The following is a 20,724-nucleotide window of genomic DNA, read 5'->3' as shown; positions in this document are numbered from 1 at the left end:
ACGCTGCCGCCTACTCTCGAGCCGCACTCAAAACAAGCGGTCCCACTCGCCATGACCGCCCTCGCCAAAAGCCTCGCCGCCTTCCTCGATGCCTCCCCTGCCGCAGCCCTTGTCACCGTGGCCGAGGCAAAAGGCTCCACCCCGCGCGAAGAGGGAGCGTGGATGCTGGTTTCGCCTGAAAAGACCCTCGGCACGATCGGCGGCGGGCAGCTCGAATTCCTGGCAATCGCCAAGGCCCGCGAACTGATCGCGGAGAACATCGAGAGCGGAGCGATGGATATCCCGCTCGGCCCTGAAATCGGCCAGTGCTGTGGCGGCCGCGTGGCGCTCGACATCCGCATAGCGGAGCCGGATGCGCGCGCGCAGCTTGTGAAGCGTACCGAAGCCGAGGACGCCGCGCGCCCGCATGTCCATCTCCTCGGCGGCGGGCATGTGGGCCATGCACTGGCCGCCGCCTTCGCGCTGCTTCCCGTGCGCACGATTCTCGTCGAGACGCGGGTCGAGGCGCTGGAAGGAATACCCTCCGGCGTGGAGACCAGGCTGACGGCGGTGCCCGAGGAGACCGTTCGTGAAGCGCCGCTCCGCTCCGCCTTCATCGTGCTCACCCACGACCACGCGCTCGACTTCCTGATCGTGTCCGAGGCGTTGGCACGCGACGACGCCGCCTATGTCGGCATGATCGGGTCGAGGACGAAGAAGGCCACCTTCAAAAGCTGGTATCTGAAGAACGGCGGTGACGAGTCCCGCCTCGCCCGCCTCGTCACGCCCATCGGCGGCGCCGACGTACACGACAAGCGCCCGGCCGTCATCGCCGCCTTGACGGCAGCTGAGGTGATGCGGGCGCTGAGCTGACTATCGCCCCCGGAGAATCTCGCCGATCATGCGCTGGCACCGCTCGGCCATGAAATCCACGAGCAGGCGCACTTTCGGATCCTGCAGCTTCTTGTGCGGATAGACGGCCGCGAGTTTCACCGGCGCGGGCGGTGTGTCGGGCAGGATGACCTTGAGCCGCCGGTCGCGCAGGAAGGGCTCGATCTCGAAGCGTGGCTTGTTGATGATGCCGTGGCCGGCGAGCGCCCAACCGGTGATCACGTCTCCGTCATCCGTGTCGAAGGGCCCGCGCACTTCGAATTTCCTCGGCCCCTCCCGTGTCTGGAGCGTCCAGAAATATTCGCGCGTGCCCGGGAAGCGCAGCATCAGGCAATCGTGCCCGTCCTCCACCAGCTGCTCCGGCCGCTCGGGCTCTCCCCGCCGTTCCAGATAGGCGGGCGAGGCGGCGAGCACGCGCTCGCAATCCATGATGCCGCGCATGCGCAGACTGGAATTTTCCAGGAGCCCCAGCTTGAAGGCGACATCGATGCCCTCGCGCATGATGTCGACCTCGTGGTCGGAGAGCCTCAGCCGCACCTCTATATGCGGATAGCGCTCGCGGAACTCGGGAATGCCGCTGGCGATCAGCCTCTTGCCCAATCCGAGCGGCGCGGTGACCCGGATCGTCCCGCGCGGCTGGCCGGAAAGCGCGGCCACGGCCGCTTCCGCCTCCTCGACGGCCTCGATCACCTTCTTTGCACCGTCATAGAAGGCGCGGCCGTGCTCGGTCGGCGTGAGCTGCCGCGTGGTGCGATTCAGGAGCCGCACGCCGAGATGCTTCTCCAGTTCCTTGATGCGGTTCGAGGCCACGGCCGGCGAAATGCGCATGTCCCGCCCGGCAGCCGAAAGGCTGCCCAGTTCCACCACGCGCACGAAGACCGCGATATTGTCGAGATAGGCCATGCAGCCTTAAAACCCATTCGCACAGTCATTTTCCAGATAAATTTGAAAGTCATCGTGTCTGCCATCCCTTTTCCTTTAGAACGGAAACCGTAAGCTCGGTCCAAAACCGGAGTGGGAACGGGCATGAACGATTTCGCGGTGATGTGGGATTGGTTTTCCTTCGCAGTGCGCTGGCTGCACGTGGTGACGGCCATCGCCTGGATCGGCTCGTCCTTCTATTTCATCGCGCTGGATCTGGGCCTCGTGAAGCGCCCAGGCTTGCCCGAGGGCGTCTCCGGCGAGGAGTGGCAGGTGCATGGCGGCGGCTTCTACCACATCCAGAAATACATGGTCGCGCCGGCGTCCCTTCCCGAACACCTCACCTGGTTCAAGTGGGAGTCCTACTCCACCTGGCTGTCCGGATTCGCGCTGCTTGCCATCGTCTACTATGCCGGCGCGGACTTATTTCTCATCGACCGCAGCGTGCTCGACGTCTCCGCCCCGGTGGCGATCCTGATCTCGCTGGCCTCCATCGGGCTCGGCTGGCTCGTCTACGACACGCTCTGCAAGTCCCCGCTGGGAAGAAGCGACACCGGGCTGATGCTGGTGCTCTACGCCATCCTCGTTGCCATGAGCTGGGGCTACACGCAGCTCTTCACCGGCCGCGCAGCCTTCCTGCATCTCGGCGCCTTCACCGCCACGATCATGTCGGCGAATGTCTTCCTCCTCATCATCCCCAACCAGAAGATCGTGGTGGCGGATCTGAAGGCCGGCCGCACGCCCGACCCGAAGCTGGGGCTTCAGGCCAAGCAGCGCTCCCTGCACAACAACTATCTCACCCTGCCGGTGATCTTCCTGATGCTGTCGAATCATTACCCGCTTGCATTCGGCACCAGGTTCAACTGGATCATCGCCGCGCTGATCTTCATCATCGGCGTGCTCATCCGCCACTATTTCAACACCGTGCACGCGCGAAAGGGCAATCCGCACTGGACCTGGGCGGCAACAGGCATCCTCTTCGTCATCGTCATGTGGCTCTCCACCGTGCCCGGGGTGCTGACCGGCGAGCGCCGGGCCTCCGCCGCGGAGGAGCGCTTCATCGCCTCGGCGCATTTTCCCGCCGTGCGCGATACGGTGATGGGGCGCTGCTCCATGTGCCATGCGGCCGAGCCCGGCTATGAAGGAATCCATGCCGCACCCAAGGGCGTGCTGCTCGATTCGGATGCGGGCATTGCCGCCCACGCCCGCGAAATCTACCTTCAGGCGGGCCGCAGCCACGCCATGCCGCCGGGAAACGTCTCGGGCATGACGGAAGACGAGCGCCGGCTGCTCGCCACCTGGTTCGAGGAAGCGCGCTGAGCCCCGCGCCTGAAAGGCAAGATACGATGGCGAAAACCCTGATCCGCGCCCGCCTGCTCACTTTCCTCGCCGAGCCGCTGGCCTTCGACGATCATGCCTCCTACCGGTATGAGGAAGACGGCGCGGTGCTGGTGGAAGGCGGCGTCATCAGCGCCTGCGGAGATTACACGGCGATCGCGCCGGCGGCCGCCGATGCGGACGTGATCGACCATCGTCCGCACCTGCTCCTGCCCGGCTTCATCGATGCGCATGCGCATTTCCCGCAGATGCAGGTGATCGCGAGCTACGGGGCGGAGCTCCTCGATTGGCTCAACACCTATACCTTCCCGACCGAATCCGAGTTCGGCGACGCCGGCCATGCCGCCCGCATCGCGCGCTTCTTCCTGGACGAGATGGTGCGCCACGGCACCACCACGGCTGCGATCTACTGCACCGTCCACCCGCAATCGGCCGACGCCTTCTTCGCCGAAGCCCAGCGACGCGGCATGTGCATGATCGCAGGCAAGGTGATGATGGACCGCAACGCGCCGGCAGCACTCACCGACACGCCGCAATCGAGCTACGACGACACCAATGCGCTGATCGCGAAGTGGCACGGCACGGGCCGGCTCCACTATGCGATCACGCCGCGCTTCGCCATCACCTCGAGCCCCGAGCAGATGGAGATGGTGCAGGCGCTGGTGGCCGATCACCCGGATCTGCACTTGCAGACCCATCTTTCGGAAAACCACGCCGAGATCGCGCTTGCCTGCGAGTTCTACCCGCAGGCGAAGGACTACACCGGCATCTACGAACACTACGGCCTTCTCGGCCCGAAAAGCCTCTTCGGCCACTGCATCCACCTCTCGGACCGCGAGGCGGACGCGCTTTCCGAGTCGGGCTCCGTCGCCGTCTTCTGCCCCACCTCGAACCTGTTCCTGGGCTCCGGGCTCTTCGATTATTTCCGTTATCGCCGGCGCGAAAAGCCGCTGCGCATCGCAGCCGCCACCGACACGGGCGGCGGCACCAGCTATTCCATGCTGCGCACCATGGACGAGGGCTACAAGGTCGTCGCCTTCCACGGAGAAAAGCTCAATCCCCTCGCCTCCTTCTGGCAGATCACGCGCGGCAATGCCGAGGCACTCTCGCTCGGTCACCGCATCGGCACGCTGGAGCCGGGCACCGATGCGGATCTCGTCGTCCTCGACGCCCGCGCCACGCCAGCCATGCGCCTGCGCATGGAACGCGCCGAAACCCTTGCCGAGGAGCTCTTCGTGCTCCAGACCCTCGGCGACGACCGCGCGGTTGTGGAGACCTATGTGGCGGGGCGGGCGGCGAAGGGGCAGATTTAGCGTCACCAGACGAGCCCTTCTCTTGCTAACCTCAGTAACTTAGAACTACCAAGCTCTTTGACTTGACCGGCGCGATTTGGGATCGCTCAGGCATGGATCCTCGGGTCAAGCCCAAGGATCCATGCCTGACCGTCGATACCCTCGCCGACGGCCGAGCCTAAGAGCCATTCACACAGGGCTCTATCGGAAGGAAATCGGGAGGCTTTCATGACAATCTCGCCAGAACCATTCTTCGAAAGCCTCTTCCGCACCGCCGTCGCCGCCGCCGACCCGCAAAGGATCATCCCCGCTTTCCTGCCGGAGCGCCCCAAGGGCCGCACCATCGTGGTCGGTGCCGGCAAGGGCGCCGCCCAGATGGCGCAAGCCTTCGAGGAAGCGTGGGACGGACCGCTGGAAGGCGCCGTGGTCACCCGCTACGGCTATGGCGCGCCCACGAAGCGGATCGCGGTCATGGAGGCGGCCCATCCGGTGCCCGATGCGGCTGGGCTCGAGGGCTCGCGCCACCTCCTCCGCCTCGTCGGCAACCTCACGGAAAATGATCTGGTTGTGGCGCTGATCTGCGGCGGCGGTTCGGCTTTGCTCCCCTCCCCGCCGCCCGGAATGGCGCTGGAGGACGAGATAGCCGTCAACGAGGCGCTGCTTGCCTCCGGCGCGCCGATCTCTGCCATGAACACGGTGCGAAAACATCTTTCCACCATCAAGGGCGGCAGGCTCGCCGCAGCCGCACATCCGGCGCGCGTGGTCTCCCTCGTCGTCTCCGATATTCCCGGTGACGATCCGGCGCTCGTTTCCTCCGGGCCCACCGTCCCGAACCCGGCGACGCGCCAGGATGCGCTTGCCGTGGTGAAGGCCTATGGCCTCCGCCTGCCCGCGGCGGCGCTCCGCCATCTGCATTCGCAGGCAGCCGACGCCCCGAAGCCCGACGACCCGCGCTTTGCCGGCAATGAGGTGCGCATCGTCGCCTCCGCCGCCCGCTCGCTCGAAGCCGCCGCCGCCGAGGCGGAGAAACAAGGGGTCAAAACCGTGATCCTCTCCGATGCGATCGAAGGCGAAGCGCGCGAGGTGGGCCGGGTGCATGCGGCGATCGCCCGCGAGGTCGCGCTGCGCGACCGGCCCTTCCAAAGACCCGTGCTGATGCTCTCCGGCGGCGAGACCACCGTCACGATTCGTGGGAAGGGCGGGCGCGGTGGCCGCAATACGGAGTTCCTGCTGTCGCTCGCGCTTGCCATCGACGGCGTTCCGGGCATCGACGCCTTCGCCGCCGATACCGACGGTATCGACGGCTCGGAAAGCAATGCCGGCGCCTTCGCAGACTACACCACCACGCTCCGCCTGCGCGCGTTGGGCCATGATCCGAAGGCGCTGCTCGCCGCCCATGATTCCTGGAGCGCCTTCCGCGCGCTGGGAGATCTTTTCGCCCCCGGCCCGACGGGAACGAATGTGAATGATCTGAGGGCGGTGCTGGTGAGGTGAAGCGCTCAGGATCGTTTCGGCCCCTTCGCGTCGCCGTTTCCGTGATCCGAACATCAAGCCGTGCCTCACCGTCGCCACGCCCGCTTTCGCGTCTGGCCATTGATTGGTTTGGGAAGCGGGGCGCACTGTTCACGCCACAAAATTAAAAAGGCGCTCCCTTTGGCCCTCCGCTTTCGCTCCGGGCGTTCGTTCGCTCGAAAAGCCAAATCGTTGGCTTTTCGTCCGCTGCGCGGACCGCTCCTCACCCCCGCCGGAGTCTGTCCCGACCTCGGCCGATCACTCGGACCCTTCTCCTTCCCGGCTGCACCCAATGAAGGGGGTGGTCTCTGCCGGGCCGAAGGAGAGCCCTGGCGGCTTCTCCGCGGTTTCCGCGATGCCGTCTCTCACCCAGCATCCGTTTTTCCGGAAACGGCGTCTGTCACCCACCGCCCCGGCACCGCCGGCCTGTCGCGGGCCCTCGGATCCCCAGGTTCCGATCCTGGGGAGGGAGGTTTCCGCCGCCCTCCCGAACACCCGGTGCGCATCCGGTTCCCGCGAGAGCGATGGGGAAAGAATAATACGGGCTGAGAGGGTGGGGAGAAAAAGAGTGGAATGAGCGATTGATGAAACAGCGAATAGCGAGTGGGAACAGAGGGTTGGCGGGTGAGAAAAATTCCGGAGGGGCGGATTTTATCCCCGCCGCCGAGCTTGCGGGGAACATTTGGCCCTGGGCCGGCTTTTTTGTCAAAGGGAATAGCCATGGCTGTGGACACCGCCGAGAAGACCGTCGCAGCTTCTCTGGATGCCCTGCGGGAGGATGCTGCAGGCTGCACGCGCTGCGATCTCTACAGGAACGCCACCCAGACCGTTTTCGGCGAGGGTGGAAGCAATGCGCGCGTGGTGTTCGTGGGCGAGCAGCCGGGCGACAAGGAGGACATCGAGGGGCGCCCCTTCGTCGGCCCCGCGGGCAGGCTCTTCGATGCCATTCTGGAAGAGGCCGGCATCGACCGGAAGAAGACCTATGTCACCAATGCGGTGAAGCATTTCAAGTTCGAGCCGCGCGGCAAGCGGCGCATCCACTCCAAACCCAATGCGGGCGAAATCCGCGCCTGCCGCTGGTGGCTGGATCAGGAACTGACGCAGATCCAGCCCGATGTGGCGGTGGCGCTGGGTGCGACGGCGGCACGGGCGCTGATTGGCAAGGCGGTGCCGGTGATGAAACTGCGCGGCACGGTGGCAGAAAGCCTGGAAGGTGTGCCCGTTTTCATCACGGTCCACCCCTCCTCCCTTCTGCGCATTCCGGATGAGATGGACAGGCACCGCGCGCGCGAACTCTTTGCCGCGGACATGCGCAGGGTGAAGAAGATGATGAGGGGGTGATCTTCAGCGCCAGCGCGCCAGGTTGCCCTGCCGGCTCCGGCCCCTGCTTCGCAGCGTCGACGATTGGCGAAACCCTTCGCAGGGCACTTGTTAGGCCGAGATGTCGACCACGCCGCAGTCGCCGGCCTCGGTGCCGAAGGCAAGGCGGCGGCCCTCGCCGTCCCAGCTCATGGCCGTTACCGCGCCCTTGCCCGGCCGGCGCAGGAGCACCTCCTTGGCGTCCGCAAAGCGCGCGGCAAGGATCATGCCATCGGAATAGCCGATCGCCGCGATGTCCTCCACAGGATGGCAGCAAACCTGGGTGACCATCACATCGCCCCGCGTGCCGAGCTCCAGCGGCGCCTTGCCCATCGGCCCGTCCTTGCCCTGGAAGGGCCAGACGATCGCCGCCGGCGCGCCGGAGGTGGCGAGCCAGCGCCCTTTCGCGCTCCAGGAGCAGCTCTTCACCTTCGACGGATAGCCCGCCATGCGCATATGCCTGCCGTCGGAGAACTTCCAGCCGTGCAGGGCGTTCTCCTGCATCGTCGTGACGAGGAAGCTGCCGTCCGGCGAGAAGGTGATGCCGGTATGCGCGCCCGCCCATTCAAGCTCGGTCGGCTTTCCCTCGGTGGCAGGGAAATGCAGCGTGGCGCCGTTGTAGCGCGCCACGCCGAGCCGGATGCCCTTGGGCGCGAAGGCGAGTCCTTCCACGCTGCGCGGATGCTGGAACTCGCGGATCCTGCCTTCCGGAAAGCGGACGTAAGCCACCCGCCCGCTCGCGAAGGCGACCATCTCCTGAGGGCCGGCGGCCACGCTCGTCACCCATTTGCGGCCGATCTCGGCAAGCTGCTCCACGGAGCCGTCCGGAGAGAGGGCGCATGCCCTGCCGTCTTCGCCGCCCGTCAAGAGTCGCCGGTGATCGCGCGTCGGAATGGCCGAAAGCAACCCGTCATGCAGTTCCGCCCACTTGTGGCCGTTGTCCAGCCGGTGGACGACACCGTCCGCCAGCGCGAAATGCGGGATGTCGTTCAGCCATACGGTTGCAATGCAGTGGCCGTCGAGGTCCAGCGGGGCAACAGTAGGCATGCCTCAGGCCTGGCAAGCTTCGAAGGTGCGCTTCAGGCGTTCGGCATCGAGCTCCCGGCCGATGAAGACCAAGCGGCTTTCGCGCTTTTCGCCCTCCTTCCAGGCGCGCTGGTGGTCGCCCTCGACGATCATGTGCACACCCTGCACCACATAGCGCTCCGGATCGTCGGCGAGCGCGATGATGCCCTTGAGCCGCAGGATGTTCGGCCCGTCCATCTGCGTGGTCTTCTGGATCCAGGGAAAGAATTTCTTCGGATCCATCTCACCCGCACGCAGCGAGATCGAGGTCACCCCGACATCGTGAATATCGGAAAGGGCGCCATGATGGTGATGGTGGTCATGATCGTGGTCGTGGTCGTGGTCGTGGTGGTCATGATCGTGATCATGGTCGTCGAGGAAATGCGGATCGCTTTCCAGCGCGCGCTGCAGGTCGAAAGCGCCCCGATCGAGCACGTCCGACAGCGCCACGCCGGCGCGCTCCGTCTTGTGGATGCGCGCACTCGGATTGATCTGCCGCACGGCAGCTTCCACCTGGCGAAGCTCCTCGGGCGAAACGAGATCTGTCTTGTTGAGCACCACCACGTCGGCGAAGGCGATCTGGTCCGCCGCCTCTCGGGAGTCCTTGAGCCTCAGCGGCAGGTGCTTGGCGTCCACCAGCGCCACCACGGCGTCGAGCTTGGTCTTGGCGCGCACATCGTCGTCCATGAAGAAGGTCTGCGCCACGGGGGCCGGATCGGCCAGCCCCGTGGTCTCCACGATGATGGCGTCGAAACGGCCCGGCCGGCGCGTCAGCCCCTCCACCACGCGCACGAGGTCGCCGCGCACGGTGCAGCACACGCAGCCATTGTTCATCTCGTAGATCTCCTCGTCCGATTCGACGATGAGGTCGTTGTCGATGCCGATCTCGCCGAACTCGTTGACGATCACAGCATAGCGCTTGCCGTGATCTTCCGAGAGGATGCGGTTCAGAAGCGTGGTCTTGCCGGAGCCGAGATAGCCGGTCAGGACCGTGACCGGGATTTGCGAAAGCTGTTCGGACATGGATTCCCTCGCGGGCGAATGATGGTCGTTGCCGTCCATATAAGACGCCGCGGCCCGATTTGCACGGGCGGAGTTGGCCCGCCGCTTCCATTCTTACGAAGAGTTCATTCGTCGCTGCGGCATCCAGCGGCTAACCTGGTGAGGACGACTGAATGCTTCGATTGATGAAGGGCGAGAGAATGACGACGATCACCCGACGAAAAGCCTTCGCGCTTCTGGCGGTGACCGCCGGAGGAGGCACGTTCCTTACGGCCGAACTCTTCAGCAAGACGCGGACGGCAGCCGCCGCCCAGCCGCTGATCACCGGCGCGGGCGTCTGCTCCATCATGCCGGAGACGACGGAAGGTCCCTTCTACTTCGATCCCAAGCTCGAGCGGTCGGATATCGCGGAAGGCGTGCCCGGTCTTCCCCTGCGGGTGCGGCTGCAGGTGGTAGACGCCTCCTGCGAACCCATTCCCGGCGCACGCGTGGATATATGGCATTGCGATGCCGAGGGTGCCTATTCCGGCTATCCGCGACAGCCCGGCCGCCGTGACACGACGGGCGAAAGCTTCCTGCGCGGCACGCAGTTTGCCGATGAGCAGGGAATAGCCACCTTCTCGACCATCTATCCCGGCTGGTATCCCGGGCGCACGCCCCACATCCATTTCAAGGCGTTTCCGAACGAGCGCAGCGTGCTGACGGGGCAGATGTTCTTCCCAGACGAGTTCAGCCGCTCCGTTTACACGGAGATCGCCCCTTATAACAGCCGCGCGCTCCAAGCTGCGACCTTCAACGACCGCGACGGCATTGCCCGGCGCGCCGGCTCGTCCGCGCTCGCCGAGACGGAGCGGACAGGCGGGACGGCGGAGGCAGCACTCGTCATCGCGGTGGCGGGTTAGCGCTATCTCAAGGCTTTGAGGTCGAAGCGGTCGACATCCGCGAGCAGCTCGGCGAAGCCCGAAACCGCATGCTCCAGCAGCCTTTCGCCCGCTTCGCGGCTTGCGGCGGCGGCATTGCCCACCACGCCTTCAGGCGAAAGATCGCGCATCATCCAGCCGAAGGCGTGCGGACCGTAGGCTCTCAGATGGGTGAACTCCCGCTGGAACCGCGCCTGCTCGGAAGGAAAATCGCGAGCCTCTTCCAACTCTACGAGGTCCGGCCGCAGCGCCAGCATCACGGACGTTTCGATGAAGCCGCCATGGATGCCCTGTGCCTTCTCCTCCTCCGGCACGAGGCCGGGCGGCGTGCCGAAGCGCGTCCAGCTCGTCGCCACCGCAAGCATGCGGTGGCGGGCGCGCAGTTCCGTTGCCGCGATGGTCATGAGAGGAGAATTGCCGCCATGGGCGTTCAGCATGACGAATTTGCGAGTGCCCCGTCGGCAAAGATCTTCGCCGATGCCCACCCAGCGCCGAACCGCCTCGTCGAAGCCGAGCGAGACCGTGCGCGGGTCGTCAGAATGCTCGATCGAGTAGCCGGCTTTCTCGACCGCCAGGATATCGAGCTTGATTGCGTCACCGGACCGCGCCCGGGTCCTCTCGGCGACGGCCTCCGCGATGATCCAGTCCGTCTCGGGCGGCAGGTGCGGCCCGTGCTGCTCTGTCGCGCCCAGAGGCAGGACGGCTATCTTTTCATGGCTTGCCACGGAAACTCCGTTTGTCACATGATTGAAACGCCGATTTGGCATAGGCTCGAAAAAGATAGCCGGCGAGGCGAAAAGCTAACCTGTGCAGGCCGGTGCGGCAAGCTGGCTCACCATTGTCGTCGTCGCGCGCCGGACTATCTTTTGTGGGCCTCAATCGCCGTAGGCGGGCATAGGAAGCGATCTCATGTCAAGGACATCCAAGGGTTCGATCATTGGCCGGCTCCAGTCGGCTGCCCGGCTTTCGCGCACGGCGCTCGCCGAGCGGCTTCTAGACCAGGGCCTCTATGCCGGCCAGGACAAGATCATGCTGGCCCTCGATCAGGAGAACGGCCTGACGCCGAGCCAGCTCGCCGAGAAGCTGGGCGTGCGCCCGCCGACGATCACCAAGACGATCAACCGGCTTGCCGCCCAGGGTTTCCTGGAGAAGCGGGCCTCCGACACCGACGCGCGCCGCGCCCATGTCTATCTCACCGAAAGCGGCGCCGAGCTGATCCGCGCCATCGAGCGCTCGGTGCGCAAGACGGAGAAGCAGGCGCTGAAGAGTCTCGACAAGAAGGAGCAGAAGGCGCTGGTGAAGCTTCTCGCGCGCATCGAGGCCAATCTTTCCCGCAAGGCTCCGATCATCGTGGAGGAAGAGGAAGAGGTCGAGGAAGACGCCTGAACGCCTCTTCCGTGCCGGCCGCCCCGCCGGCGGCACCACGCCGCCCTTGCTTTCCGGCCGTAAAGGCGTATGCGCATCTTGTGATGCGTTCTCACACACGAAATCCCGACGAATGAAGACTGCAGCCGACCCGGAGCCAAGCAGGGACCCGCGCGCGGCCGCCGAGCCGGCCGCACCGGCTTCCGCCATCGCCCTCATGTTCAGCGCGGGACTGCTGTTCTCCTGCCTCGACACCAGCGCCAAGTTCCTCGTCACCGGCGGGCTCGAAGCGCCCTTCGTCGCCTGGGCGCGTTTCGCCATCCACCTCGTGCTGGTGCTTCTTCTCCTGCGCGCCTGGCGCAACCCGGCAATTTTCGCGGTAAAGAGCCTGCCGTGGCAGCTCCTGCGCAGCGTTTTCCTGTTCGGCTCCACCTTCTTCAACTTCCAGGCCCTGAAGACGCTGCAGCTTGCCGAGACCGTGTCGATCAGCTTCTTCGCGCCCATGTTCATCACCGCGCTCGCGGGGCCGCTGCTCGGCGAATGGGCCGGGTGGCGGCGCTGGGCGGCGATCCTGTTCGGCTTCCTCGGCATGCTCGTCATCACGCGCCCCGGCTTCGGCGCCTTCGGTGTCGGCCACGTCTTCGCCCTCTGCTCGATGACGTCCTATTCCTTCTACGTGATCCTCACGCGCCGCATGGGCGCGACCGAGACGGCCGAGAGCCTGATCTTCTATTCCGCGCTGTGCCCGGTGATCCTGATGGCGCCCGCCGTGCCGCTCTACGGCTCCCTGCCGCAGGAGCCGCTGCAATGGGCGGTCCTCCTGTCGCTCGGCTTCTTCGGAGGCGTCGGGCACTGGCTCCTCATCCTCGCCTTCCGCCAGGCGACGACCATCGCATTGGCACCCTATCCCTATCTGCAGATCGTGTGGATGATCGGCCTCGGCTATCTCGTCTTCGGCCAATTGCCGGACGCAGCCACGCTCGTGGGAGCGGCCATCATCGTAGCGAGCGGCCTCTACATCGTGCATCGCGAGCATCGGCTGCGGCTTGCCAGCCGCAGTCTCCCCACCGCCGAGACCGAGACGCTGGCAAAAAAGCTTTGACCTTCCCGAGCGCGATGGCATAAGCGAGCCTTAAACAGTTTAAGGAGCACCCGAAGAGGCAGCTCCGCGAAGGAGGGGCGCGCTGGCGCAGAAGATCAAGCTTTCCACCATTGCCGACGCCCTGGGCGTGTCGACGGCAACGGTTTCGCTGGCGTTGCGGGACAGCCCCCTCGTGGCGGAGGCCACGCGCCAGCGCATCAAGGAGCACGCGCGGGCGATCGGCTACATCTACAACCGGCGGGCGGCAAGCCTGCGCACATCCCGGTCGGGCATCGTGGGCGTCGTGGTGCACGACATCATGAACCCGTTCTTCGCCGAGATCCTGCGCTCCATCGAAAGCGAGCTCGACCGCTCGCGCCAGACTTTTCTGCTGTCGAACCACTATGACCAACTGGAGAAGCAGCGCACCTTCCTCGACACGCTGCTGCAGCTCGGCGCCGACGGCGTGATCATGTCGCCCGCCATCGGCACGCCCCCCGAGGACATCCGGATGGCGGAGGACAATGGGCTTCCGGCCGTCCTCATCGCCCGCACGGTGGAGGGCGCGCGCGTGCCTGTCTTCCGCGGTGACGACGCCTATGGAATCGGGCTTGCCACGAACCACCTCATCTCGCTCGGCCACACGCGCATCGCGATGGTCGGCGGCACCGACCAGACCTCGACGGGCCGTGACCGATATCAGGGCTATGTGGCGGCCATGCAGAAGGCCGGCTTGGAAGTGCGGCCGGGATGGCGCTTCCCCGGCCCGCGCACGAAGCAGGCGGGCTTCGAAATGACGGGCGCTTTCCTGGCACTGAAGGACAAGCCGACGGCCGCGGTCTGCTGGAACGATCTTGTCGCCATCGGCCTCATGAACGGCATCGCCCGCGCCGGGCTCGTGCCGGGCGTCGATATCTCCGTGACCGGCTACGACGATCTCGAAGAGGCAGCGATCGCCACCCCGGCGCTGACGACGGTCTGGAACGGCCAGCGGGAGGTGGGCCGGCGTGCCGCCCGCGTGCTGCTCGACAGGCTGAACGGAGCGGAGGTGAACCCTGTCCAGGTGCTGATCAAGCCGGAACTGCATGTCCGCCAATCGACCGGGAAGCCCGTGGACAGATAGCGCGGAGCATCCGCGAGGCGACTTGGCTTTCCGCAGAACTGGCGATCAATGCGTGTGACTGCGGCACTCGCCATGATCGGCCAGAACCTGGATGACGCGGCACTCGCACACCTTTCCGTGTCCGCACTCCTCGACCATTCTCCTCAATTCGCCCCGCAAGGCCTGGAGCTTGGTGATCCGCTCCTCGATCTCGCGGAGATGCCTCGCGGCTATGCTGTCGGCCTCGTGGCAGGAACTTTGCGGCTGCTCCGTCATCGTCAGGAGCTCGCGGATATCTGCGACCTCGAAGCCCAGCTCCCGTGCGTGGCGTATGAAGGCCAGGCGATTCAGGTCCTTCTCGCCATATTGCCTCCGGTTGCCTTCGCTACGCGGCGGCGCCGGAAGGAGGCCGATCTGCTCGTAAAACCGGATCGTGGGCACCTTGACGCCGCTCTGCCGGGCGGCCTCGCCGATGGAAAATCCGCGTGCAGTCATTTTTTGCTTGCTCCTCTAGTCGCTAGAGGAGGTAGGCCTGCCGTCGTACGAGATCAAGGAGGCGATGAATGGCCGAGGCAGCACGCAAGAGCCGCTATCGGGTCGACGGCATGGACTGCGCGGGCTGTGCGCAGAAGGTCGACACGGCCGTGCGCCGCATACCGGGTGTCGAGGATGTCGCGGTTTCAGTCGTGAGCGGCACGATGACCGTAGAGCATGCAGACGGGGCACAACTTGACTCCGAGATCGCAAGGCGGGTGACGCGGCTCGGCTATCGCATCGCCCCTCAGACGACGACGGGTCCCGGCGCAAACGGCGCCGAAGCCTGCGCGGCTCCATGCTGCAGCGGTGGTGGCTCGCGCGACATCCCTGACGATACGATACATCGAGGCATCACCCGCGAGGCACGATGGTGGCAGCGGCCCGCAGTACAGCTTACCCTGGCATCGGGCCTGGCATTCCTGGTCGCTTACGGTGCCGGCTGGCTTCTGCCGCGATACGAGCAGTGGTTCTTTGGCCTTGCGATGCTTGTAGGACTTGTGCCGATCGCCCGCCGCGCCTTTGCCGCGGCCGTGACCGGGACGCCCTTTTCCATCGAGACGCTGATGACAATCGCCGCAGTGGGCGCCATCTTCATCGGTGCGGTCCAGGAAGCCGCTGCCGTCATCTTCCTTTTCCTGGTCGGGGAACTGCTGGAAGGGGTGGCGGCCGACCGTTCGCGCGCCAGCATACGCGGGCTTGCCGATCTCGTGCCCAGGCTTGCCCGCGTGGAGAGGAAGGGCGGAATCGAGGAGATTCCCGCAGAACGGCTCTCGGTCGGCGACGTGATCCTGGTGCGTCCCGGTGACCGGATCGCCGCCGACGGCGAGATTCTGTCCGGAGAAAGCAGCGTCAACGAGGCGCCCGTAACGGGCGAAAGCATTCCGAATTCCAAGGGACCGGGGGACCCGGTGTTCGCGGGCACGGTGAACGGCAATGCGGCGCTGCGCGTGGGCGTGACCGCGGCGGCGGAGGACAACACCATCGCCCGCGTCATCAAGCTGGTCGAGGAGGCGCAGGAGAAGAAGGCGCCGACCGAGCGCTTCATCAACCGCTTTTCCCGCTACTATACGCCGGGCGTGGTGGTGCTGGCGGCTCTCGTCGCGTGCCTCCCGCCGCTCGCCACGGGCGAGCCCTGGTCGGAATGGGTCTATAAGGGGCTGGCGATCCTCCTCATCGGCTGTCCCTGCGCGCTGGTGATCTCCACGCCGGCGGCCATTGCCGCCGCACTCGCCTCCGGCGCGCGGCGCGGTCTGCTCATGAAGGGCGGAGCGGTGCTCGAAGGCGCAGGCCGGTTGCAGGCGATCGCATTCGACAAGACGGGCACGCTGACCGAAGGCAAGCCGAAGGTGACCGACATCATCGCGTTCGACGGCGACCAGCGCGAGGTGCTGCGGCTGGCCTCCGCGCTTGAACAGGGTTCCAGTCATCCGCTCGCCGCCGCCATCCTGGAACGCGCTGCCCAGGAGGGCATCGCCATTCCCGAAGCCACGAGAAGTGCTGCCGTCGGCGGCAAAGGTGTGACGGGGACTGTTGAAGGGCGACCGCTCTTCCTGGGCTCCGTCAACGCCGCGGGCGAGCGGCAGGCGCTCTCGAAGGAGCAGTCGCGCTCACTCGCCACGTTCAACGACGAGGGCAAGACCGTATCCGTCCTGCTCGTGGGAGAAAAGGCGCTCGGGGCCATCGCCATGCGCGACGAGCCGCGGGAGGACGCCCGCTCCGGGCTTGCAAATCTCGAGGCGCAGGGCATTCGCGCCTTGATGCTGACCGGAGATAACCGGCGCACGGCGGAGGCGATCGCCGGCTCTCTGAACATCGAGGCTCGTGCCGAGCTTCTGCCGGAGGACAAGAGCCGCATCGTGGGAGAATTGAAGGCCGGCGGTCTGAAGGTCGGCAAGGTAGGCGACGGCATCAACGACGCCCCGGCGCTCGCCGCCGCCGATATCGGCATTGCCATGGGGGGCGGCACCGACGTGGCGCTGGAGACCGCCGATGCCGCCATCCTGCACGGGCGGGTAAGCGATGTTGCCGCCATGGTGGAGCTTTCAAGGCGCACCATGGGCAATATCCGGCAGAACATCACGATCGCGATCGGGCTGAAGGTCCTCTTCTTCTTCACCACCATCCTGGGCATTACCGGTCTGTGGCCGGCGATCCTGGCGGATACGGGCGCGACGGTGCTGGTGACGGCGAACGCGATGCGGCTGCTCGGCTGGAAACCGCGGAGCTGGCCTAAGTCCCCTTCGGCGCGCCCATCCGCGCACGGTGCGGCGCAAACAGGCAGGCGAACGCCAGGATGAGGCCGGACACGGTGGCAATCATGCCGGCTGCGCTCACCGCGTGCTGGCCGCCGAGCCAGAGCGGCCCATAGCCGGCAAGCACATAGCCGAGCACAGCGGAGAGGATGGCGAAAATCACGCTCCAGAGCACCTGGATCTCGAGCCTGTTCGTCATGAGCCGCGCTGCGGCCGGCGGGCAGATGAACATGGCGATCACGATGATGGAGCCGACCGCATCGAAAGCGGCGACCGCAGCCACGGCAGCCGCGATCACCAGCCCGAAGCCGAAGGCGGCGGTGGGAATGCCCACGGCGCCGGCAAATCCCTCGTCGAAGGTCGACAGCTTCAAGGGCCGCCAGAAGACGATGACGAGAACCGCGATCAGAGCTGCCACCGCGCCCATGCGGAAGAGCTCCGGCGGCAGGTCCGCCAAGGCCACGGGATCGAGAAGCGAGCCCCACCCTTCGGCGGTGAGCCAGATCAGGCTTTCGAGATTGCCGTAGAGCGCATGCTCCACGTCGAGATGGACGCCGCTCGTGTCGCTCTGTTCCAGCAGCAGGACGCCGGCGGCGAACAGCGAGGTGAAGGTGACGCCCATCGCCGCCCCCGCCTCGATACGGCCGACGCGTTTTATCGTCTCGATGAGGATCACCGCCACGACGGCGGCCCCCGCCGCCCCGAGGAGCATGGGCCAGGTGGAAATCGTGCCGGTGACCAGGAAGGCGACCACGATGCCCGGCAGGACCACATGGCTGATCGCATCGCCGATCAGGGCCTGCCGCCGCAGGATGAGGAAATTGCCGGGCAACGCGCAGGCGATCGCCGCCAGGACGCCGATCAGCAGCGGCGTGAGGCTGAGCTGTACGAATTCGGCACCCATCGAGCTCTCCTAATTCACCACCGCCGGCCCGCCGATCCGCCGGTCGATCTCCGCGATCTCGTCGCGCGTCAGGACGGATTCGATCGGCGTCAGCCCGTCATAGCGGGCCGAGACCGCCTCATCCTCGTAGAGCTGCCGGGCAACGGCCCAGCGGCTCTCGTCGCGCAGCGTCTTGGCGGCGGCAGCCTTGCCGTCTCCGGTGGCCACCGCATCCTGCCGGATGAACCCCTCGCGCCTGAGCACGGAGAGGGTGAGCCTGTCGAAGATCGCCTCGCCGCGGGCGAGCGCCAGGAGACCTTGCCGCCGATGCACGCGGATTTGGAACTGACGATGCCGGATGAAGGAGGCGAGCACCCCGCGCGCCGGCGCGAAAAGCAGAGAAAGCACGAAAAAGCCGAAGCCCACCAGCACGATGATGGGCCCGGTCGGCAGGTCGGGCGCGGACGCCGACAGCGCCGCCCCCACATAGCCGGAGAGCCCGCCGATAGAGCCGCCCGCAAGGATCACGCGCTCGGTCCTGTCCGTCCACAACCGGGCAGTGACCGGAGGGATGATGAGCAGCGCCACCACGAGAATGAGCCCGACCAGCTTGAGCCCGATGACGGTGACCGCCATGACGAGTCCCATCATGGCCAGATCCATCCGCCGCACATCGATGCCGGAAGAGGCGGCAAATTCGGGGTCGAAGGCGACGAGCGTCATCGGGCGGCGCAGAAGAAGGACGAAGAAGACGGCAAGCCCGCCGCCGAGCGCGATCACCACCGCATCGTTGAAGAGCATGCCGGCGGTCGAGCCGAGCAGGAATCCTTCGAGGCCTGCCTGATAGCCGCTCGACATGGTCTGGATGATCGTGAGGAGCACGATGCCGAAGCCGAAGAACACCGAGAGCACCGCGCCGATGGCCGTATCCTCGGCGAGCCGGGTGCGGCTCGCGATCCATTGCACCGCGAACAGCCCCGCCGCGGCGGAAAGGGCCGAGCCCAGGAGGAGGCCGGGAAGGCTGCGCCCCTCCCCCCCGAGCGCCACCATCACCATGAAGGCGATGCCGACGCCGGGAAGCGTGGAATGGGCGACCGCATCGCTCACCAGCGCCCGTTTGCGCAGGAAGAGGAAGGTGCCGCCGGCGCCAGCCGCGATGCCCAGCAGCGCCGCGCCGATCGCCACCAGCGCGGCGTTGTAGCCGGCCTGCAGCGCGAGCGCGTCGAGAAAGGCGGCAAGCATGGCTCAGGCCGCCGGCAGCTTCAGCTGGTCGATATGGGTGGTGGCGAGCCGCCCGCCATAGGTCTTCTGCAGGTTCTCGGCCGTAAAGGTCGTCGCGACCGGTCCCTCGGCGATCCTGCGTATGTTGATGAGCAGGATATGGTCGAAGTATTGGGTGACGGTGGCGAGGTCGTGATGCACGCAGACCACCGTCCGGTGCTCCGCCTTGAGCGCCTTCAGCACGTCGATGATGGCCTTTTCCGTGGCCGCATCAACGCCGGCGAAAGGCTCGTCGAGCAGATAGAGATCGGCATTCTGCGCCAGGGCGCGGGCCAGGAAGACCCTCTGCTGCTGCCCACCGGAGAGTTGGCCGATCTGACGGTCGCCGAAATCCGCCATGCCGACGCGCTCGAGGCAGGCGAGCGCCCGCTCCTTATGTACACGGCTCACCGGGCGCAGGAGGCCGAGTTCCCGGTAGAGCCCCATCAGCACCACATCGATGACTCGGGTGGGGAAATCCCAGTCCACCGAGGCGCGCTGCGGCACATAGGCGATGCGGTGCATGACCTGCGCAAGCGGCTTGCCGAACACGAGCACCCGGCCCGAAAGGCGCGGCACGATGCCGAGTGCGGCCTTCAAAAGCGTGGATTTGCCTGCACCGTTCGGCCCGACGATGGCGGTCATGGATTCGGCCGGGACCGTGGCATCCACCGAGAAGACCGCAGGCTTTTCACCATAGGAGACCGTGAGCTCGCGGATGGCGAGGGGGCTCTCGGCGGGCGCTGGAGCAGCCACCCTGCGTCCTTCCGTGCTTGCGATCTCGATCGCCGCGTTGTTCATCCGGGCTTTCTCCTTCAACTCGCGGCCGCAAGGCGGCCCAGCATGCCGCGCTCCGGCGCCTCCCCGCCCAGCGCCCGCGTGATTGCCGTGACGTTATGGTCGATCATGCCGATATAGGTGCCTTCATAGGTGCCCTCGCGGCCCATCGCGTCGGAGAAAAGCTGTCCGCCGACCTCGACCTTCCAGCCCTTCGACGCGGCGCCCTCCACGAGCGCGCGCATGTTCCTGTCCGAAACGGAGGATTCCACGAAGACGGCGCGGATCTTCCGGTTCACCAGCGTATCGACCAGTTCCGACACACGGCTCAGCCCCGCCTCGCTCTGCGTGGAGATGCCCTGGATGCCCAGCACGTCATAACCATAGGCGCGGCCGAAATATTTGAACGCATCATGCGCGGTCACCAGCACGCGGCTTTGCTCCGGCACGGTCGCGAGCACCTTCTTCGAATAGTCGGAAAGCGCTGCGATCTCCTGGAGATGCCGTTCCGCATTGGCACGGAATTGTGCGTCTCCTTCAGGGTGAGCCGCAATCAGCGCGTCCCGCACCACCACCACCACCCGCGACCACAGGTCGGGATCCATCCAGACATGGGGATCATAACGATTCTGGTAGACGTCGTGCGACAGCAGGAGATCACGCGGAAGCGCATCGGCAACGGCCACCACGGTGCGCCGGGCGCCCAGCGTCTTCATGAAATCCTCCATCTGGGCCTCCAGATAGAGCCCGTGCCAAAGCACGAGATCGGCCTTGGCCATGGCCAGGATGTCGGTACGCGTCTGGCGATAGGCGTGGGGGTCCACCCCCGGCCCCATGAGGCCCTGGACCTCGACCTGATCCCCGCCCACCTGACGCGCCGCATCGGCGATCATCCCGGTGGTCGCGACGACTTTGAGCTTTTCCTGCGCCATCGCCGCGCCGGCATACGCCGGCATCATCGCCAGCAGCCCGGCCAATACAAGCAGCGAACGCCGCACCCTGTCTGCCATGGTTCCACGCCCTTCTGGTTTTGCATTCCATTTGCAACAAAGATCTTCACCAACTCCTTTGCAGCGGAGCTTGTTCCAGACAATTAATGCAGTTGCAAACCATTTGCAAGTGAAAATCGACGGTCCGCGATTCGAGACGACGGCCGCATGAGTCGTCCGAACGGAATCGGAGAGCGCG

19 protein-coding genes are annotated in these 20,724 nt (G+C 65.8%); 10 read left to right on the top strand and 9 right to left on the bottom strand.

The genetic code is table 11. From position 1 onward, the window contains the following. Positions 1–51 precede the first annotated feature (51 nt). Positions 52–852, top strand: coding sequence for a xanthine dehydrogenase accessory protein XdhC (gene xdhC, locus PVE73_RS04155; RefSeq protein ID WP_277365732.1), 801 nt, complete (start codon positions 52–54; stop codon positions 850–852). Here the strand turns inward: xdhC and PVE73_RS04150 are convergent, their stop codons facing one another. After that, positions 853–1,773 (bottom strand): LysR family transcriptional regulator, encoded by a 921-nt coding sequence (locus PVE73_RS04150; RefSeq protein WP_277365731.1) that lies wholly within the window; start codon positions 1,771–1,773, stop codon positions 853–855. 123 nt (positions 1,774–1,896) lie between these two features. On the opposite strand from PVE73_RS04150, the gene PVE73_RS04145 reads away from it, so the two are divergent. The 4 genes from PVE73_RS04145 (at position 1,897) to PVE73_RS04130 (ending at position 7,274) form a co-directional block, all read left to right on the top strand. Next, positions 1,897–3,111: a urate hydroxylase PuuD gene (locus tag PVE73_RS04145; RefSeq protein WP_277365730.1), complete on the top strand. Its 1,215-nt coding sequence runs from the start codon at positions 1,897–1,899 to the stop codon at positions 3,109–3,111. A gap of 26 nt (positions 3,112–3,137) precedes the next feature. Continuing rightward, positions 3,138–4,442 carry a guanine deaminase gene (gene guaD, locus PVE73_RS04140; protein ID WP_277365729.1) on the top strand — a complete coding sequence of 435 codons (1,305 nt, stop codon included), beginning with the start codon at positions 3,138–3,140 and terminating at the stop codon, positions 4,440–4,442. Positions 4,443–4,649: 207 nt separating this feature from the next. Beyond that, positions 4,650–5,915 carry a glycerate kinase gene (locus PVE73_RS04135; protein ID WP_277365728.1) on the top strand — a complete coding sequence of 422 codons (1,266 nt, stop codon included), beginning with the start codon at positions 4,650–4,652 and terminating at the stop codon, positions 5,913–5,915. Between the two features lie 738 nt (positions 5,916–6,653). Then, positions 6,654–7,274 carry a UdgX family uracil-DNA binding protein gene (locus tag PVE73_RS04130; protein ID WP_277365727.1) on the top strand — a complete coding sequence of 207 codons (621 nt, stop codon included), beginning with the start codon at positions 6,654–6,656 and terminating at the stop codon, positions 7,272–7,274. Between the two features lie 90 nt (positions 7,275–7,364). Here PVE73_RS04130 and PVE73_RS04125 read toward each other — a convergent pair whose 3' ends face one another. Both PVE73_RS04125 and PVE73_RS04120 read right to left on the bottom strand, forming a co-directional pair. After that, on the bottom strand, positions 7,365–8,339 hold the full coding sequence (locus tag PVE73_RS04125; protein ID WP_277365726.1) for a WD40 repeat domain-containing protein: 975 nt from the start codon (positions 8,337–8,339) through the stop codon (positions 7,365–7,367). Between the two features lie 3 nt (positions 8,340–8,342). Next, positions 8,343–9,380 carry a GTP-binding protein gene (locus tag PVE73_RS04120; RefSeq protein WP_277365725.1) on the bottom strand — a complete coding sequence of 346 codons (1,038 nt, stop codon included), beginning with the start codon at positions 9,378–9,380 and terminating at the stop codon, positions 8,343–8,345. A 152-nt stretch (positions 9,381–9,532) separates the two neighbouring features. On the opposite strand from PVE73_RS04120, the gene PVE73_RS04115 reads away from it, so the two are divergent. Then, complete coding sequence (locus PVE73_RS04115; protein WP_277365724.1) at positions 9,533–10,261, top strand: intradiol ring-cleavage dioxygenase; 729 nt, start codon at positions 9,533–9,535, stop codon at positions 10,259–10,261. Positions 10,262–10,263: 2 nt separating this feature from the next. On the opposite strand, the gene PVE73_RS04110 is transcribed toward PVE73_RS04115, so the two are convergent. Then, a complete protein-coding gene (locus tag PVE73_RS04110; protein WP_277365723.1) occupies positions 10,264–11,046 on the bottom strand; it encodes a creatininase family protein in 783 nt (260 codons plus the stop codon). A 142-nt stretch (positions 11,047–11,188) separates the two neighbouring features. Between PVE73_RS04110 and PVE73_RS04105 the strand changes: the two genes are divergently transcribed. From PVE73_RS04105 to PVE73_RS04095, 3 genes are all read left to right on the top strand, one after another. Beyond that, positions 11,189–11,665, top strand: coding sequence for a MarR family transcriptional regulator (locus PVE73_RS04105; protein WP_277365722.1), 477 nt, complete (start codon positions 11,189–11,191; stop codon positions 11,663–11,665). Positions 11,666–11,861: 196 nt separating this feature from the next. Next, positions 11,862–12,746 carry a DMT family transporter gene (locus PVE73_RS04100; protein WP_277367340.1) on the top strand — a complete coding sequence of 295 codons (885 nt, stop codon included), beginning with the start codon at positions 11,862–11,864 and terminating at the stop codon, positions 12,744–12,746. 82 nt (positions 12,747–12,828) lie between these two features. Beyond that, on the top strand, positions 12,829–13,848 hold the full coding sequence (locus PVE73_RS04095; RefSeq protein WP_277367339.1) for a LacI family DNA-binding transcriptional regulator: 1,020 nt from the start codon (positions 12,829–12,831) through the stop codon (positions 13,846–13,848). Between the two features lie 45 nt (positions 13,849–13,893). Here PVE73_RS04095 and PVE73_RS04090 read toward each other — a convergent pair whose 3' ends face one another. Next, a complete protein-coding gene (locus PVE73_RS04090) occupies positions 13,894–14,322 on the bottom strand; it encodes a helix-turn-helix domain-containing protein (RefSeq protein ID WP_277365721.1) in 429 nt (142 codons plus the stop codon). 68 nt (positions 14,323–14,390) lie between these two features. Here PVE73_RS04090 and PVE73_RS04085 point away from each other — a divergent pair, with 68 nt between their 5' ends. Beyond that, positions 14,391–16,661 carry a heavy metal translocating P-type ATPase gene (locus tag PVE73_RS04085; protein WP_277365720.1) on the top strand — a complete coding sequence of 757 codons (2,271 nt, stop codon included), beginning with the start codon at positions 14,391–14,393 and terminating at the stop codon, positions 16,659–16,661. On the opposite strand, the gene PVE73_RS04080 is transcribed toward PVE73_RS04085, so the two are convergent. From PVE73_RS04080 to PVE73_RS04065, 4 genes are read right to left on the bottom strand one after another with little or no spacing between them, the layout of a single operon-like run. Continuing rightward, positions 16,594–17,520 (bottom strand): metal ABC transporter permease, encoded by a 927-nt coding sequence (locus PVE73_RS04080; RefSeq protein ID WP_277365719.1) that lies wholly within the window; start codon positions 17,518–17,520, stop codon positions 16,594–16,596. The genes PVE73_RS04085 and PVE73_RS04080 overlap by 68 nt on opposite strands. A gap of 9 nt (positions 17,521–17,529) precedes the next feature. Further along, positions 17,530–18,741: a metal ABC transporter permease gene (locus PVE73_RS04075; protein ID WP_277365718.1), complete on the bottom strand. Its 1,212-nt coding sequence runs from the start codon at positions 18,739–18,741 to the stop codon at positions 17,530–17,532. Between the two features lie 3 nt (positions 18,742–18,744). Beyond that, positions 18,745–19,560 carry a metal ABC transporter ATP-binding protein gene (locus PVE73_RS04070; protein WP_277365717.1) on the bottom strand — a complete coding sequence of 272 codons (816 nt, stop codon included), beginning with the start codon at positions 19,558–19,560 and terminating at the stop codon, positions 18,745–18,747. A gap of 14 nt (positions 19,561–19,574) precedes the next feature. Continuing rightward, positions 19,575–20,546, bottom strand: coding sequence for a zinc ABC transporter substrate-binding protein (locus PVE73_RS04065; RefSeq protein WP_277365716.1), 972 nt, complete (start codon positions 20,544–20,546; stop codon positions 19,575–19,577). Positions 20,547–20,724: the final 178 nt, after the last annotated feature.

Origin of the sequence: Chelativorans sp. AA-79, assembly GCF_029457495.1 — a bacterium.
In the GTDB taxonomy this organism is placed as follows: Bacteria; Pseudomonadota; Alphaproteobacteria; order Rhizobiales; family Rhizobiaceae; genus Chelativorans.
This window is presented reverse-complemented; position numbering and strand designations above follow the sequence as displayed.